Annotated in this window: 18 protein-coding genes, 1 pseudogene and 1 riboswitch; of the genes and pseudogenes, 3 read left to right on the plus strand and 16 right to left on the minus strand. The window is 33.3% G+C overall.

Translation table 11 applies throughout. The features are described 5' to 3' along the window. Window positions 1-13: 13 nt before the first annotated feature. From sufC to F9279_RS17865, 12 genes are all read right to left on the minus strand, one after another. A complete protein-coding gene (gene sufC, locus F9279_RS17810) occupies window positions 14-808 on the minus strand; it encodes a Fe-S cluster assembly ATPase SufC (protein WP_152115466.1) in 795 nt (264 codons plus the stop codon). A gap of 543 nt (window positions 809-1,351) precedes the next feature. Next, the gene (locus F9279_RS17815) at window positions 1,352-1,717 is read right to left on the minus strand and encodes a carboxymuconolactone decarboxylase family protein (protein ID WP_152115468.1); all 366 of its coding nucleotides are present in this window, start codon (window positions 1,715-1,717) and stop codon (window positions 1,352-1,354) included. Between the two features lie 126 nt (window positions 1,718-1,843). After that, window positions 1,844-2,683, minus strand: coding sequence for a methionine ABC transporter substrate-binding lipoprotein MetQ (gene metQ / locus F9279_RS17820; RefSeq protein ID WP_152115470.1), 840 nt, complete (start codon window positions 2,681-2,683; stop codon window positions 1,844-1,846). Window positions 2,684-2,696: 13 nt separating this feature from the next. Continuing rightward, entirely contained in the window at window positions 2,697-3,365 is a 669-nt protein-coding gene (locus F9279_RS17825) for a methionine ABC transporter permease (protein WP_152115472.1), read from the minus strand. Beyond that, window positions 3,362-4,384 (minus strand): methionine ABC transporter ATP-binding protein, encoded by a 1,023-nt coding sequence (locus tag F9279_RS17830; protein WP_152115474.1) that lies wholly within the window; start codon window positions 4,382-4,384, stop codon window positions 3,362-3,364. Before F9279_RS17830 ends, F9279_RS17825 begins: the two co-directional genes overlap by 4 nt. A 134-nt stretch (window positions 4,385-4,518) precedes the next feature. Then, a riboswitch (SAM riboswitch) is annotated at window positions 4,519-4,629 on the minus strand. Window positions 4,630-4,777: 148 nt separating this feature from the next. Beyond that, window positions 4,778-5,134, minus strand: a complete 357-nt coding sequence (locus tag F9279_RS17835; RefSeq protein WP_152115476.1) for a hypothetical protein — start codon at window positions 5,132-5,134, stop codon at window positions 4,778-4,780. Between the two features lie 89 nt (window positions 5,135-5,223). Further along, on the minus strand, window positions 5,224-5,538 hold the full coding sequence (locus F9279_RS17840) for a thioredoxin family protein (protein WP_152115478.1): 315 nt from the start codon (window positions 5,536-5,538) through the stop codon (window positions 5,224-5,226). Next, window positions 5,535-5,888, minus strand: a complete 354-nt coding sequence (locus F9279_RS17845) for a toprim domain-containing protein (RefSeq protein WP_152115480.1) — start codon at window positions 5,886-5,888, stop codon at window positions 5,535-5,537. Before F9279_RS17845 ends, F9279_RS17840 begins: the two co-directional genes overlap by 4 nt. Before the next feature lie 162 nt (window positions 5,889-6,050). Beyond that, complete coding sequence (gcvH, locus tag F9279_RS17850) at window positions 6,051-6,434, minus strand: glycine cleavage system protein GcvH (RefSeq protein WP_152115482.1); 384 nt, start codon at window positions 6,432-6,434, stop codon at window positions 6,051-6,053. A gap of 41 nt (window positions 6,435-6,475) precedes the next feature. Beyond that, window positions 6,476-6,832 (minus strand): arsenate reductase family protein, encoded by a 357-nt coding sequence (locus tag F9279_RS17855; protein ID WP_152115484.1) that lies wholly within the window; start codon window positions 6,830-6,832, stop codon window positions 6,476-6,478. A 138-nt stretch (window positions 6,833-6,970) separates the two neighbouring features. Further along, window positions 6,971-8,725, minus strand: a complete 1,755-nt coding sequence (locus tag F9279_RS17860) for an acyl-CoA dehydrogenase family protein (protein WP_152115486.1) — start codon at window positions 8,723-8,725, stop codon at window positions 6,971-6,973. Between the two features lie 15 nt (window positions 8,726-8,740). After that, window positions 8,741-11,107 (minus strand): 3-hydroxyacyl-CoA dehydrogenase/enoyl-CoA hydratase family protein, encoded by a 2,367-nt coding sequence (locus F9279_RS17865; RefSeq protein WP_152115488.1) that lies wholly within the window; start codon window positions 11,105-11,107, stop codon window positions 8,741-8,743. A gap of 227 nt (window positions 11,108-11,334) precedes the next feature. On the opposite strand from F9279_RS17865, the gene F9279_RS17870 reads away from it, so the two are divergent. The 3 genes from F9279_RS17870 to F9279_RS17880 all read left to right on the plus strand — a co-directional run bounded on the left by F9279_RS17870 (window position 11,335) and on the right by F9279_RS17880 (window position 12,154). Further along, the gene (locus F9279_RS17870) at window positions 11,335-11,466 is read left to right on the plus strand and encodes a YuzL family protein (RefSeq protein ID WP_152115490.1); all 132 of its coding nucleotides are present in this window, start codon (window positions 11,335-11,337) and stop codon (window positions 11,464-11,466) included. A gap of 22 nt (window positions 11,467-11,488) precedes the next feature. Further along, complete coding sequence (locus F9279_RS17875) at window positions 11,489-11,752, plus strand: hypothetical protein (protein WP_152115492.1); 264 nt, start codon at window positions 11,489-11,491, stop codon at window positions 11,750-11,752. Between the two features lie 63 nt (window positions 11,753-11,815). After that, window positions 11,816-12,154, plus strand: coding sequence for a spore coat protein (locus F9279_RS17880; RefSeq protein WP_152115494.1), 339 nt, complete (start codon window positions 11,816-11,818; stop codon window positions 12,152-12,154). 90 nt (window positions 12,155-12,244) lie between these two features. Here the strand turns inward: F9279_RS17880 and F9279_RS17885 are convergent, their stop codons facing one another. The 4 genes and pseudogenes from F9279_RS17885 to F9279_RS26300 form a co-directional block, all read right to left on the minus strand. Continuing rightward, window positions 12,245-12,499, minus strand: a complete 255-nt coding sequence (locus F9279_RS17885; RefSeq protein ID WP_152115496.1) for a DUF2573 family protein — start codon at window positions 12,497-12,499, stop codon at window positions 12,245-12,247. A 221-nt stretch (window positions 12,500-12,720) separates the two neighbouring features. Beyond that, window positions 12,721-13,866: an FtsW/RodA/SpoVE family cell cycle protein gene (locus F9279_RS17890; protein ID WP_152115498.1), complete on the minus strand. Its 1,146-nt coding sequence runs from the start codon at window positions 13,864-13,866 to the stop codon at window positions 12,721-12,723. 281 nt (window positions 13,867-14,147) lie between these two features. Beyond that, complete coding sequence (locus tag F9279_RS17895) at window positions 14,148-15,095, minus strand: methyl-accepting chemotaxis protein (protein WP_413463225.1); 948 nt, start codon at window positions 15,093-15,095, stop codon at window positions 14,148-14,150. Further along, window positions 15,093-15,434: pseudogene (locus F9279_RS26300) on the minus strand (HAMP domain-containing protein); the annotation flags it as partial. The pseudogene F9279_RS26300 and the gene F9279_RS17895, both read right to left, overlap by 3 nt. Window positions 15,435-15,766 lie beyond the last annotated feature (332 nt).

A 15,766-nucleotide genomic window follows, 5' to 3' on the forward strand; every position in this document is an offset into this window, starting at 1 on the left:
ACCCTCCTAACGATTACGCTTCTTGCCCAACAGTTTCGTCTTCAATACCTAATTCTTTTTTAATCCAGTCATATCCTTCTGCTTCTAAGCGTTGAGCAAGTTCTGGACCACCAGACTTAACAATACGACCTTGCATCATTACATGAACATAGTCAGGAGTGATGTAGTTTAATAATCTTTGATAATGCGTAATAATTAAGCAACCGAAATCTTCTTTACGCTCTTCACGCATTTTATTAATTCCTTTAGAAACTACTTTTAATGCATCAATATCTAGTCCAGAATCAATCTCATCAAGAATAGCAATCTTTGGATTTAACATCATTAATTGAAGAATTTCATTACGTTTCTTTTCTCCACCAGAGAAACCTTCATTTAAATAACGTTGTGCCATATCAGGATCCATTTCTAAATAATCCATGTTCTCATCCATTTTGCGGATAAATTTCATTAAAGAGATTTCATTTCCTTCTCCTAAACGACTATTAACAGCAGAACGTAAGAAATCTGCATTTGTTACGCCGCTAATTTCACTTGGGTACTGCATAGCTAAGAATAGACCTGCACGAGCGCGCTCATCTACTTCCATCTCTAATACATCTTCTTCATCTAAGCTTACACTTCCACTTGTTACTTCATATTTAGGATGACCCATAATCGCAGAAGATAAAGTAGATTTACCTGTACCATTCGGACCCATTACTGCATGGATTTCTCCACCTTTAATTTCAAGGTTAAGTCCTTTTATAATTTCTTTTTCTTCGATAGAAACATGTAAATCATTAATAACTAACTTTGGTTGACTCATATTATAATACCTCCATAGTAAAAAGAAGTTTTGTTCACAAAATTGTCGAAACTTCATTATCAATTTATTCTCATTCTAATATTATAACAAATAAAAACTGATAGCAACCTATAGAATTTTTCTCTTCAAGAAATCAACAAAAGGAAGCAATATCTATTATTTATCTATATGTATTGGCTATCTCTCTAATTATTTAAATATTAAGACAAAGAAATACTTTCCTTATTATATAGAAGAAAAGGGTAATAAGAAAACAATCAGCTTATAAAAAGGATATTATTGTAAACGAAAATCATAACCCAATAGAGAACATTCTCATTGTCTAAACATATTTGGTGGGTAAAAAGGATGAGGTCATGCATAAACTATCTTGTTTTTTATCCAATAATGCAGTAAGAAGAAACTTTTTTTCCATCTTGCTAGTCTAATACACTTGCGATGGATGGACACGAAACAGCTAAAAAACGCCCTAAATAATCATGTTTTTTCTAAAGAAGAGCCGGAAAAATCCGACTCTCAAGCTTTTTTATGAATAAAAACAGCTTATTGTTTAATAGATGAAAGTTCTGTTAAACACTCATTCACTAGCGTTACAGCTTGGCTCATTACTGCTCCCCCACCGATTGCAGAGGTTACGCCGATTGTTTCCATTATTTCTTCTTCTGAAGCTCCTTGATCCAAGCAGCCTTTCATATGATAAATAATACAATATTCATCCTGAGAATATAGGCTAATTCCTAAAGCTATTAACTGCTTTTCTTTTTGGGTAAGACTACCTTCTTGAAAGCAAGCTTCTGTAAATGAATTAAATTGTTTAGCGATTTCTGGCATTTTTTGCGTGAAGTTACCTAATCCTTCTTTATAATGAAGCAATGCATTATTAATGCTTCCAGTTGTATGCATATCCATACTTTTCCCTCCTTTAGCTGATTCCATTTTAGTATCTTTACCTGATCATTTTTTTATGCTCTAGTACTTATGGGAAGCAAAGGAAGAAAATAAGCCCCACATAATATGTGGGGCTTGTAAGAGCTATTATTCAGTTACAGGTACTACTGCACCTTTGTATTCAGTGTTAATGAAGTCTTGAATTTCTTTTGAATGAAGAACTTCAACTAAAGTTTTGATTGCTTCTTTATTTTCATCCCCTTTTCTAACAGTAATAATATTAGCGTAAGGAGACTCACTTCCTTCAATTTCAATAGAATCTTCTACTGGGTTTAAACCGGCATCTAAAGCATAGTTTGCATTAATGACAACTGCATCACCTTCATTATTGTTATAAATTTGTGGTAATAATGCAGGCTCATAATCTGCTTTAAACTCGATATTTTTAGGATTTTCTACAATATCTTCTACAGTTGCATCTGTTTTATCGATTCCATCTTTTAACTTAATTAGTCCACCTTTTTCTAAAAGAGAAAGTACACGGCCATGCTCTGCAACAGAGTTACTGAAGATTACAGTTGCTCCATCTGGAAGTTCATCTAAGCTTTTATAATCCTTTGAGAAAACTGCCATTGGCTCAATATGAATAGCCCCAGCATTTACGAAATCATACCCATTTTCTTTAATTTGAAGATCTAAGTAAGGAATATGTTGGAAATAGTTTGCATCTAGTTCTTTTGATTCTAAAGCTTTGTTAGGCATAATATAATCTTGGAATGTAACAATTTCTAAATCAATGCCTTTTTCCTTAAGAATCGGTTTTGCTTCTTCTAGAATTTCAGCATGAGGTACGTTAGAAGCACCTACTACCAATTTCGTTGTTTCTGAATCAGAAGAAGTGTTGTCATTTGACTCTTCAGATGATCCACATGCAGCAAGAACAAAAACAAATGTAAATGCGATTAACAATGATAATAATTTTTTCATTTTGAATGTCCCCTTATCTTTTATCTAGTTTATTTGTTATATAATCACCAATAAATTGGATGATAAAAACGATAATTAATACAATGATGGTTGCTACTAATGTAACGTCCCCTTGGTTTCTTTGAAATCCTTGCAAATAAGCTAAGTTTCCTAACCCACCTGCACCTATCACTCCAGCCATTGCAGTAGAACCAACTAAAGCAATTGTCGTAACGGTAATACCAGAAACTAATGCTGGCATCGATTCAGGAAGTAACACTTTAAAAATAATAGTTAAAGGTTTTGCTCCCATAGATTTAGCAGCCTCAATGACCCCTTTATCTACTTCACGAAGTCCAATCTCCACTAATCTAGCATAAAAAGGAGCTGCACCAATAATTAATGCTGGCAGTGCTGCCTTTGGACCTATCATAGAACCAACTAGCACAATTGTTAAAGGAATTAACAATACAAGCAAGATGATAAAAGGAATAGATCTGAAAATATTAACTACGGCACTAATTATTTTATTAATAAAAACATTACCCCACATATTGCCTTTATCTGTAAGAAAGAGGGTAACCCCCAAAATAATCCCTAGTAAAAAGGTAAAAATAATCGAGAATCCAGTCATAAAAAGAGTCTCTTCCGTAGCTTTCCACATTAATTCCCAGTCCACATTCGGAAATAAATTTTCTATCATGCTTCAATCACCTCCACACTTATTTCTTGAGAATGAAGGAAATCAATAGACTTTTCTATTTCTGCTTGCTCCCCATCTAAGTGAATATATAAAGTTCCGTATGATCCATTTTGCGTAGGAGATATTTTTCCTTGAATAATATTGACGGAAATCTCAAATTTACGGATTAGATTTGTTATGATTGGTTGTTCTGCGCTTTCGCCTACAAACCCAAGCATAACCACTTTTCCTGTTTTATACTGAGCTACAATATGTTCAATCGTATCCTTCGTTTCTTCTGGCTCTATTACTTGTTGAACAAAACGCTTCGTAATCTCTTTTTGTGGCTGTTTGAACACATCGATAACCGGTCCAGTTTCTACCACTTTTCCGTCTTCCATTACTGCAACACGGTGACATATTTTACGAATAACATGCATTTCATGTGTAATTAATACAATCGTAAGTCCTAATCGTTTATTAATATCAACTAATAAGTCTAAGATAGCATCTGTTGTCTGAGGATCAAGTGCTGAAGTAGCTTCATCACATAATAGAACTTTAGGATTACTAGCAAGTGCTCTAGCAATACCAACACGTTGCTTTTGTCCTCCACTAAGCTGAGAAGGATATGCATCTTCTCTTCCTTCTAAACCAACTAGCTTGATTAACTCTAGTACTTTCTTGTCTCTTTCCTGTTTTTTTACTCCGGCAATTTCCAAAGGAAAACTGATATTTTCTTTTACGGTTCTTGACCATAATAGATTAAAGTGTTGGAAAATCATGCTAATTTCTTGTCTTGCCTTACGTAATGATTTGCCTTTTATACTAGAAACTTTATATCCTGCAACCGATACATTTCCTTCTGTTGGGATTTCCAGTCCATTAAGCATTCTAATTAACGTACTTTTTCCGGCACCACTGTAACCTATCACGCCAAATATTTCTCCAGCCTCTATGTTTAAATTCACATTATCAACAGCTGTTACTTTTCCACCTCTAGCGGAATATATTTTTTTGACTGCATCTATTTGAATCAAGTTTTCTCACCTCTTTATTGTTAATCTAGCTGATTATGATTATTTGAAAATATTTTTTGCTATCATAGATTTTTCTATACAAACAAAAACCTTTCTGCTGATAGAGGCAGAAAGGTTTAATAATTTATTCCTTTCTCTCATCTATCAAAGTATCCATACTTTGTGTGAATTGGCACCATTTCAGTTTTAAAACTGATGGTTGCCGGGCTTCTTCGGGCACATCCCTCCACCTCTCTTGATAAGAGTTAAACAATTATATGAAGTTTTAAGAAAGTTATCGTTTAGTTGATAGTCGTAATTTATCATGCAGTTATATAAGGTGTCAACACCTTTTTAAATATAATGTTTTTTTGGAATTTTCACTTAATTATGTAAGATTTTCTGACATAACTTTTAACTTGGTAGGAAAGAGCTTTTTTTCTCATTCGCATTAACTAATACAAATAATGATTCCAGTAATAATATTTTTCTTAAAGAGCCTTTCAAAATAATACTACCATGATTTGAAGCATCTCTAAGTAAGACTTCTCCATTAAAAACCCTCTGAAGTGCTTCCTTTTCTCCTATTAGAAAAACGTTTGCAACCTTGTTAGTTGATGTTATAGACAAAAAGTAATTTTCTTTTATCTCAAGGAAAAAAACTTCACCGTCACTGGTTATGGACAAAGTAAGTGTGGCATTTTTTATTAATGGTTTGACAATTTTATTTGTATTTAAATATTCGACTAAACAATCCAACATTTCGCGCACAGCATCCCCTACTTTCCGATCAAAACCTTTATACTCTTCATTCTCGAAAAGTAGGGTAAATACCTTTATTTAACTTGGATAGAAATGAATTAGAGGGAAGTATGTGATTGGCAAATTGTTAATAGATGAGGCACTGATTCAAATCTGTACACCTTTTCTTTTACTTCTTTATTATTAATCACTAATAAACAGGGTACACTTTCAATTTGATATTGTCTTGCAAGATCCTTAGCATAGTTCATATCCATTTTTCCAAACTTCAACTCTGGTTTCATTGCAGTTATGATGGTAAGCATTTTACTAGCAACCATACATGTACCACAAAGGGGGGTATATAAATACAAAAATACGGATTCTGCCTTTTCTACTTCTTCTCTCCACTGCTCTAATTTCCATTCCATCATAAACCATTCATCCTTGCATCTAAATATTTTGTTTTTATTTCAAAATTTGCTTGTATTAAAAGTTCTGCCAAATGAGATTCTGGTGATGCTGCAACTTCTCTATATTTCTTATCAATATAAAGAAATTCAGCTTCTGGTAATTCTCTTTTAAATTGTTTCCTTATCTTGTCTCCAGATTTATCTGCATCTACAAGAATGTAAACATCTTTATTTAATAATTTTTCTAATAATTCATCTAACTTAGACACACCTACCGTACCATTTGTACAGATTATTTCCACTGGTTCTTGCACAATTTTCTCTACTTTTATTCGATCTGATTTACCTTCTACTATGATTACTTTTGTCATTTCATCACCCAAATAAAGTATTTATCATACACTTTACCATATCTCAAGATGAAGACAAAGAAAAGTAGAAGCCCTTATATAAAATAAAGACATTAGCGCTTATGCTAATGTCTAAAATGAAACTTATCTATGATTTTAATCAGTGAAGTTCTTGATTCTTTATTAATCTTCGTGAATCATTTCCTTATACTGTTCTGTTGTCATTAGCTTCTCTACCTCATCTTGGTTAGAAGGTTCAATAACAACCATCCATGCCTTTTCATATGGAGATTCATTTACAAATTCAGGATTATCACTCAAATCCTCATTCACTTCTACAATTTTCCCACTAATTGGAGCATACAATTCCGAAACTGTTTTAACAGATTCTACACTTCCAAACGGCTCATTAATTGTTACTTCATCGCCAACTTCTGGAAGCTCAACAAAAACAATATCTCCTAATTCTGATTGTGCGAAGTGAGTGATACCTACTCGTGCGTTCTCGCCTTCTACTTTTACCCATTCATGCTCTTCAGAAAAACGTAACCCTTGTGGTGTAGTCATTATACATTCCTCCATTATTCAATAAATTAAAGGTAAAACTATTATTTCCATATTTCGTTGAAGTGTTCTTCCTTAAACCCTAGTGTAACCTTATTTCCATCCGTTGTGAACGGACGCTTAATAAGCATTCCATCAGAAGCTAGAATATCAAGTAATTCTTCCTCATTTGCTTCCTTCATCTTGTCTTTTAATCCAAGATCTCTATACTTTTGACCTGATGTATTAAAAAATTTCTTTAATTCCAAACCGCTCTTTTGGTATAGGTCTTTTAATAATTCACGGGAAGGTGGATTTTCTACAATATGTACTTCTTCATAAGTAACATTATTTTCATCTAGCCACTTTTTCGCCTTCCGACAAGTTGAACATTTAGGATACCAATAAAAAGTAACGTTCATTCTATCACCTATAAGTATGTATTTTAAAACATTTATCTAAATAGTATCATAAGTCGTAATAAAATCATAACATAGTCTGACAAAATAATAGAATCTCTACTATTAAATAAAACAGTAGAGATTCCTCCTTCATGTTATTCAAACAACATATTCACTTGCAAGTAATATTTCTTTGGCTACTTCTCTTTTTAATAGAATGCTTGACTTTGGTGTATATCTTGCATATTTCTTTAAGATGGAGAGAGCTAATCTTAATTCGTCACCTTGCAGCATATAACTCAGTGTATCTGTTGCCTCTGCTACAACTTCTTGAAATGCTTCTTGACAAAATATTTCTGTGTATAGCATTTTTAGAGATTCATCTTTGCTAGACATCTTCCTTGCTTTCTCCGTTCTTAGGATACAAGAATCCATATGATAAATGGCACTAATAATATTAGCTATATTTACCATCAATTCTTGCTGTTGTTCCAGTGTTTGCTGATATTTTTTGGCAGACATTCCTAAGAGGATATAGAATATTTTCTTTGCATTAGAAAGTAACATTTTTTCTTGTGATAGAGGCTTCCACTCAGGCTCAGTTGGCATAAAACTAAACGCTTCTTTTTCCATATTACTTGCTAGTAGCAGTAATGGCAGTTCTCCTTTTAAGCTCTTCTTCAACAAACTACCTGGAATAAGTAGTCTGTTGATTTCATTCGTTCCTTCAAAAATGCGATTAATTCTTGAATCACGATACATTCGGGCGATATCAAAATCTTCCATAAATCCATTGCCCCCATGCAACTGAACACATTCATCCACCACTTTATCTAACACTTCAGAAGCAAATACCTTATTGACACTACACTCTACTAAATATTCATTGATTGCCTTGGCCATTCTTTGAAATTCTTCGTCAACACCTAGTGAATCCATGGAATGAGATAATAATCCTACTGTGCGGTATACAGCACTTTCTGCTGCATAAATACTTGTCGCCATCGTTGCTAGCTTTTCATGTGTGAGAGGAAATTTTGAGATAGGAGTGGAAAATTGCTGGCGATTATTTGTATAAGAAATAGTTTTCTTTAATGCTTCCTTACTTGCACCTACAGCACCTAACCCTAATTTATAACGACCTATATTTAAAATATTGAATGCAATCAGATGACCTTTACCGACTTCGCCCAATACGTTTTCCACTGGAACTAAGACTTGGTTCAAACGAACAGTACAAGTAGACGAACTTTTAATACCTAGTTTTCTTTCTTCCTTACCAATAGTAATCCCTTCATATTCTTTTTCCACAATAAATGCAGTAAATAGATTACCATCTATCTTTGCATACACGATAAATACATCTGCTATTCCTGAATTAGTGATCCATTGTTTCTCACCAGATAAAATATAATGAGTGCCTTCTTCATTTAATGATGCAATAGTTTTAACACTTACTGCATCAGAACCAGCTGTAGGCTCTGTTAAAGCATATGAAGCTATTTTTTCCCCAGTCGCAAGCCCTGGTAGGTATTTCTCTTTTTGTTTTTTATTACCAAATAAAACAATCGGCAAGGACCCAATCCCAATATGAGCACTATGCGTAACAGAAAAGCCACCAGCTACAGCCATTTTTTCTGAAATGATTGCTGTACTTATCTTATCTAATCCTAACCCGCCATAATCCTCTGGAATATCTGTGCTTAATAGACCTAATTCTCCAGCTTCTTTCATTAAGCTCTTTACTATTGTAAAGTTATGGTCTTCCATCTCGGCTATATGAGGTAGTACCTTCTTTTCTACAAAATCCTTTGTTAAATCTCCTATCATTACATGTTCTTCTGTAAAATCTTCGGGTGTAAAGATATCCTCCAATTTAACCTGCTCTGTTAGAAAACTCCCACCTTTTTGCATGTAACAATCGCCCCCTTATTTTTTTGATGGATATGGCTTTCCTGTTTGTAGTAAATACAGCATTCTCTTTTGTGTTTCCTCTTGGGAAAGTAAAGTAATGAACGCATTTCTTTCAAGATCTAATAAATATTGTTCTTCCACTAATGTTCGAAATCCGACATCTCCCCCTGTAAGAACAAATGCTAACTCTCTTGCAATAAATGCTTCATATTCTGAAATACCTCCAACTTGCTTTAACAATTCCACCTTCTTCATGATTACCTCAAAGCCTGTTTTTCCAGAAACCAATATCTTAGAAGAAGTTGGTGGTTGATAATTGTTGTTAAACAATTCTATTACTGCCCGTTTTGCATCTCTTAAAAGAAATACTTCATTAAACGTTATTCCATCTTCTTGATTTAAATAACCTAGTTCTTTTCCATAATCAGCAGAGGTAGAAACACTAGCTGTTAAAATCCTTTCAAATACCTCTCCTGTTAATTGAAGCAATTCCTTATCCGTATATTCCTCTTTTTGCATAAGAAGATTCAAATAGAGCTCTTTTGTTCCGCCACCACCAGGAATCAGTCCAACTCCTGTTTCTACTAAGCCTATATACGTTTCCATTAATGCTTGCACTTTTGTAGCAGCTAAGCAGATTTCTGCGCCACCACCTAATGTTCTTTGAAATGGTGCAGCTACAATCGGCTTTTCACAATATTTAATTTTATACATGGCATCTTGGAAGCGCCGAACAACTAATTCAAGCTCCGTCTTATCATCATTTTGAGCTTCTACGAGTATCATTGCTAAGTTAGCACCTATACTAAAATTCTTCTTCTCACTTCCAATAACAAGACCCTTAAATGGTGCTTTCTGTACTTTTTCCACAGCTTGTTCTATCATAGCAATAATATCCATACCAATACTGTTATTGGTACTGTGTAATTCTAAAAATAAGACATCGTCACCTATGTCCATTAAACTTGCTCCCTGATTACTAACAATTATATCTCTATTGTTTTTTCTTTCCTTTATGCTAATCTGACCTTCCAGCAAAGGAATAGGTACATATTTGTTTTGGTGATAGTAATAGGTCTTTCCATTGATTTCCTTATAAAAGCTTTCAAAACCATTTTCAAGCATTTCTGTAATCCAACTAGGAATAGAATAAGATTCTTCTCGCATTCTCTCGACTGTATCTATTAGTGACATTTCATCCCATAAACGAAAAGGTCCTTTATTCCAATTAAATCCATTTTCTATCGCTGAATCAACGGAATAGATAGAGTCAGCCACTTCGCCAGTCATTTTTGCAGCATATAATAAAAATGGAGCGAGCCCCTTCCAAAGAAACCGACTTTCTTTATTCTCTTCCTTCAAAAAAGAAAGCAATTCTTTAGCTATTTCCCCTTTTTTAGACTTAACAGGCTCATATTTCATACTATGATAATTTAATACCATCAAGCCCTCATTCGTTTTTGTATAAAAGCCTTTTTTCACTTTTCTACCTAACATATTTTTTGTAACCATTTCTTCTATGCAAGGAGGAATGCTATACATGTTTTTTTCTTCCTCTTCCTTTAATCTTCCATGAACATTCTTCACTACCTGATAGAATGTATCTAATCCCACCATATCTAAAGTTTGAAATGTCGCCATTTTTGGTCTACCTATCAGTTTTCCAGTTAGAGAATCCACCTCTTCAATAGTCATATCGAATTGAATCATTTCATTAAAAAGATTTAAAAATGCAAATGCACCTATTCGATTAGCTATAAAGTTTGGAGTATCTTTAGCATACACTACAACCTTACCTAATTTTTCTTGAGAGAATTTTGTCATGTAGTTTACTATCTCTTGCTTTGTTTCCTTTGTGGGTATCATTTCAAGAAGTTTAATATATCGAGGTGGATTGAAAAAGTGGGTCCCTAAAAAATGGGCTTGGAAATCATCAGACAATCCATCTTTAATTTCATTGATGGAGATTCCTGATGTATTAGTGCTAACAATAGATCCCTTCTTTCGCAAAGTATCTATTTTTTTAAATAATACTTGTTTTTTACCTAAATCTTCTGTAATAGCTTCTATAATCCAATCTGCATTACTTATTAATGAAAAGTTGTCTTCAATATTTCCTACTGTTAAAAGTCTAATATGCTTCTGAGAGGTTAAAGGGTTTGGTTTTTCTCCTTTTATCCTTGTCACAGCATTTTGAACAAATCGGTTTCTGACTTCTTTATCGTTTATAGTTAAATTATTGTTTATTTCTTCCTTCTCTAATTCTGTCGGAATAATATCAAGTAATACAGTAGGAATACCAGCATTCAATAATAATGCTGCAATATTAGAACCCATTACCCCTGAACCAATAACAGCTGCTGTTTTTATCTCTATGCTCACAATAATCCTCCTTTTTTCTTTTAGTCACACAATGTTCAATTTTTCTTCTTTCCACTCTTATTTTCTTTAACACAGCCAAAAGTCAGTGACATATAAGCTATACAGCATGATTTTTGCTAAACCAAAATAGAACCAATTAGATTCCCACAAATTGCCCGCCTCATAGACTCATTAAATATGTGAAATAGGTCATGCTACTAGTGGAAAGTATATAGGAGGTGAAATATATGGCACGTCTTAAAAAGAACCCTTCTAAAGCTGGTGTCAGTGCTGCTAGCGTGAAAGGTAATGCAGGACCAACTGTAGAATCAGATGGCGGTGGTAAAGTTAATAGTCAAAACAATCAATATAAAAAGTAGCTCTTAAAGGAGGATTACAATCATGCAACAATCTACCAGTACAATGCCACAGAGCGGAATCATGCTTAAACCACCAGTTATGGTTACAGTTAAAGATTCTCTTTACTTAACAGACATGCTTTCTTGGAACCTTCTTGCCATGAAAAAGGCTCATTTCTTTGCACAAAATACGCAAGATGCCATGATAAAAGCTCAACTTGAAAAATGTGGGCAAATGCATCAACGCCACTACGAACAAATACTTAAACATTTAAATAGCAATGCCCAACCAAATATCCAAAACTAGATGCTTTTGTAGATTTAATATGCTCAAGTAAGTTTATTCAATGTAGTGAAGGAGGAAATATGGATGAATCAGCAGCAGCCCGTACAAAATCCAGAAACACAGGTGCCAAAGACACCACAAATGAATGATAGAGATTTTATTAACGATCTACTTGCAACAGAAAAATATATGACAGACTCCTATTCTACAGCTTTGAATGAAGCAAGTAATGAACCACTATATCAAGATTTACTTTCCATTTTTACCGATACGCAAAATATGCAAAGAGAAATTTATGACCTCATGTTCCAAAATGGCTGGTATAAGCTAGAATCAGCAGAACAGCAAAAATTACAGCAATCTTATCAACAATTTAAAGGTTACAGTAATCAATTTCCATACGGAAGCTCTACCCTTCAATAACTGACTGTATAGGAGCCACAGCATACTATGTGTAGTATGCTGTGGCTCATTTATTAACTTTGTCCAACTAATTTCCCTATAGCATATGTTTTAATTTTGATTTTGCTTTTGTATCTCATTCCTTTTTTTTATTTCTGTAACCAAATGTATGAGAGTCTTTTTTGATTCAGGAAATTGTTCATTCCAATGTCTTACTAGTCCTGGCATATTCTTGGACATAGATGAATATAACATCCAAATTTCCACCATTCTCTTAAGTTTTAGATTTTCTGAATCCTGACCTACTAGCAAATCTGAATAATTAGATAAGAGTATATCAAATTCTTCTTCAAATTTTTTATCCATATTCCCCCTCTTTCCATCATCATTTAAGTTGACAATACGAAAAATCTATCTTAATATTAAATTACATCAATTGATAATGATTATCAATTTCATCACTATCCTTTGATGCTCGTTATACTTATTCTACCCTTTTCTTTCCCCCTCACAAGAAGAAAAGGACTTGAATAAAAAAAGCTTTCCTAAACATCCTTTCGGCATTTGTTTAGGAAAGCTTTTTTAATTTACTCATCACTTGAAAACATATACTTCTTATAGTGATAACGAATAGAAAAAATTAAACCCATTGCTAACATATTCCCCATCAAAGAACTACCCCCGTAACTAATAAACGGCAAAGGAATTCCTGTGATTGGTAGAAGTCCAATTGTCATCCCTATATTTTGAAACACATGGAAACAAACCATACTAATAATTCCAACACTCATACATGTATAAAAGGTGTTTTTAGTCTCCATGGACACTTTTGTAATATGATAAATAAGGAGGAAGAATAAACTGATTACCACGCTTGCTCCAATAAAGCCAAATTCTTCTCCAATCACACTAAAAATAAAATCTGTATGATTTTCGGGTAAAACCACCTCGTTGGTGCCAATTCCTTTACCAGTCGTTTGCCCAGAGCCAATTGCCAATAAAGACTGAGTAAGATGATAGCCTGTACTGCTTTGATAATTATAAGGATCAATCCAAGAATAAATTCTTCCTAATTGGTATTCTTTTACACCTAAATAGGTCTCAATCCAGTCAGGATGCCATATTACTAAGTATAATATGGCAGTCCCAATAATAATAAAGAAAGAGAAAATCGGCGTCAGTATCTTCCAAGAAATTCCTGATATGAAAATCATTCCAATCATAATGGCCAAAAATACTAAGGAAGTACCTAAATCTGGTTGCTGCATTACTAACAAAAGAGGAAGTAATGTAATACCGCCTATCTTTATCAATAAGAATAAATCACTTTGTAATGTCTTAACTATATATTTATCTTGATGCTCTACAATCACTCTAGAAATGGCTAAAACGAGAAATACTTTCACAAATTCTGATGGTTGTAAGGAAAAGCCAGGTAATGTAAACCAGCTTTTTGCACCATTAATTTCACGCGCTATAGCTTCAGGTGCTACAATTAAAGCAAGTAGGAGAAATATTCCAAAGGCATACAAATACCAAGTTAATTTCTTTAACTGATCGGAATCTAATCGAATGATTCCTGCAATAATACCTATCCCTATTATATAGAAAATAACCTGTTTTAGGATATAGCTTGAATCTGCACTATAAATAGCTACTAGACTACTTAAACATAACAGCATAAGAATAAGGATAAGCGAATAATCTATTTTAGATGAATTCTTTGGGGACATATTCATTGCTCCTCTAGATTTGTAACACATTGTTTAAGGGATTATTATTTGTTTCCTATAATAAACATAATGTTCTTTTTATGGTCTAAGATAAAGTGGACTAATTTACATATTTACAATTCTTCATTATATTTGTATTTGGACAAAATAACAACATTCGACATATTAAAATTTCTTTTATTAATTATCATACCTTATTTTATACAGAGAAACCTATTAATATCTATTGTAAGTGCAATAAAAAAGAGACCTTAACTGATGAAGGTCTCTTTTTATTGCACTTATAGTTGGATATCACTTGTTAATTCAACTAGATCTTCTGCAATTTTTGCCAGGGATTTAGTTGAAGACGTTATTTCTTCTACTGCTGCTAATTGTTCTTGAGATGATGCCGATACATTCATTGAATTTTGACTATTTTCCTTAGCAATTCCTGTTACTTGTTCTACTGAACCAGCTACATCTGTAATATTAACGGAAATTTTATTAGCTGCTTCTAAAATGCTCTCAAGTTGACGACTCATGGATAACATAGCATCTGATATGCCATTAAACTTCTCTTTCGTATCATTTGTGATGTTAATACCATCCTTCACTTCATCTGTCACTCTACGCATTGTTTTAACAGAAGATAAGGTATCCTTTTGAATTTCATTTACTAAGACAGCAATTTGCTTAGCTGATTGATTGGACTGTTCAGCAAGCTTTCTTACTTCTTCTGCTACTACAGCAAATCCTTTACCAGCTTCTCCAGCTCTAGCTGCTTCTATAGCTGCATTTAATGCAAGTAAATTGGTTTGATCAGCAATTTCCGTAATCACATTTAAGAACTGACCAATTTCTTGTGAGCGTTCCTGCAGTAATACAATTGATTCATTCGACTCTCTAACAGAATTCTGAATCATGCTCATTTGTTTAACCGTGCTCTCTACTACTTCCTGACCTTCTTTAGCTCTTTTTACGGTACTATTTGATGTTTTAACCATGCTTTCAGTATTTTTAGCAATATCTTTAATTTCACTATTCACTAAAGCGACAGAATCGACAATCACTTCCATACCTTTTGTTTGTTCTTCAGACCCTGCAGCCACACTTTGAATAGCGGAAGAAATTTGCTCCGATACGTAACTTGTTTCTACTGTATTTGCCGTTAATTTCTCTGCAGAAGTTGTAATATGCTCAGACGTTTCATTTACCTTCACTACTAAATTCTTAATGTAATCTTTCATCAAGATGAATTCATCTGTTAATTTACCGATTTCATCATTGGAAGTCTTCCCTATTTCAATATCTAATTGACCTTTACTAATCTTCTTCGTGGATTCAAGTAGATTTTTTAATGGTTTAATAAGGATGTGCTGGATAAATACGGCAACAATTATAGTAGTAAAAACCAAATTAATGATTGTGTTTATAGCAATTCCCATTTGCGGTGGAAAAACCTCAGCTTCTCTAATAATATCATTTAATTTAAATGAAATAGAACTGCTAAACAATGTTGCAAAAAAGATTAATAGAACGATTTTAACTCTTAAACTAAAAAAACTTGTCCTTTTCTTCATACCCATACCATCCTGACTTTTATATAATTCGGTTTTTACTGTTACTCCATTCTTTCTCTATCTTATTTATCGGTACAACAAGCACTTTATAAATACTGAGTTTAGAAAAAGTAAGTAATATTTCATAGGTTTTTTTACCTATTTTACAAGAATTATCGCACTTATTCAAATATATTTCTATTTAATGAAAGAGTATTAACAATTTTTTAACAATATGAATCAATTTCATAAATTTAACGCTTAGAGCCTCAAGCTCTCAGAGATGCAAAAAAAGGAGTACCTCCCCAAAATGTCGAATTTAGTAAGCACCACACAAACTAATCAGACTGGAGGAAGAC

The sequence above is a fragment of the Bacillus sp. B1-b2 genome (assembly GCF_009183415.1).
Classification (GTDB): domain Bacteria; phylum Bacillota; class Bacilli; order Bacillales; family Cytobacillaceae; genus Niallia.

Coding starts and splice junctions, on each gene's coding strand:
- sufC (WP_152115466.1), bottom strand. CDS start 808: ATGAGTCAACCAAAGTTAGTTATTAATGATTTACATGTTTCTATCGAA.
- F9279_RS17815 (WP_152115468.1), bottom strand. CDS start 1,717: ATGGATATGCATACAACTGGAAGCATTAATAATGCATTGCTTCATTAT.
- metQ (WP_152115470.1), bottom strand. CDS start 2,683: ATGAAAAAATTATTATCATTGTTAATCGCATTTACATTTGTTTTTGTT.
- F9279_RS17825 (WP_152115472.1), bottom strand. CDS start 3,365: ATGATAGAAAATTTATTTCCGAATGTGGACTGGGAATTAATGTGGAAA.
- F9279_RS17840 (WP_152115478.1), bottom strand. CDS start 5,538: ATGATGGAATGGAAATTAGAGCAGTGGAGAGAAGAAGTAGAAAAGGCA.
- F9279_RS17845 (WP_152115480.1), bottom strand. CDS start 5,888: ATGACAAAAGTAATCATAGTAGAAGGTAAATCAGATCGAATAAAAGTA.
- gcvH (WP_152115482.1), bottom strand. CDS start 6,434: ATGACTACACCACAAGGGTTACGTTTTTCTGAAGAGCATGAATGGGTA.
- F9279_RS17855 (WP_152115484.1), bottom strand. CDS start 6,832: ATGAACGTTACTTTTTATTGGTATCCTAAATGTTCAACTTGTCGGAAG.
- F9279_RS17860 (WP_152115486.1), bottom strand. CDS start 8,725: ATGCAAAAAGGTGGGAGTTTTCTAACAGAGCAGGTTAAATTGGAGGAT.
- F9279_RS17870 (WP_152115490.1), top strand. CDS start 11,335: ATGGCACGTCTTAAAAAGAACCCTTCTAAAGCTGGTGTCAGTGCTGCT.
- F9279_RS17875 (WP_152115492.1), top strand. CDS start 11,489: ATGCAACAATCTACCAGTACAATGCCACAGAGCGGAATCATGCTTAAA.
- F9279_RS17880 (WP_152115494.1), top strand. CDS start 11,816: ATGAATCAGCAGCAGCCCGTACAAAATCCAGAAACACAGGTGCCAAAG.
- F9279_RS17885 (WP_152115496.1), bottom strand. CDS start 12,499: ATGGATAAAAAATTTGAAGAAGAATTTGATATACTCTTATCTAATTAT.
- F9279_RS17890 (WP_152115498.1), bottom strand. CDS start 13,866: ATGTCCCCAAAGAATTCATCTAAAATAGATTATTCGCTTATCCTTATT.
- F9279_RS17895 (WP_413463225.1), bottom strand. CDS start 15,095: ATGAAAGATTACATTAAGAATTTAGTAGTGAAGGTAAATGAAACGTCT.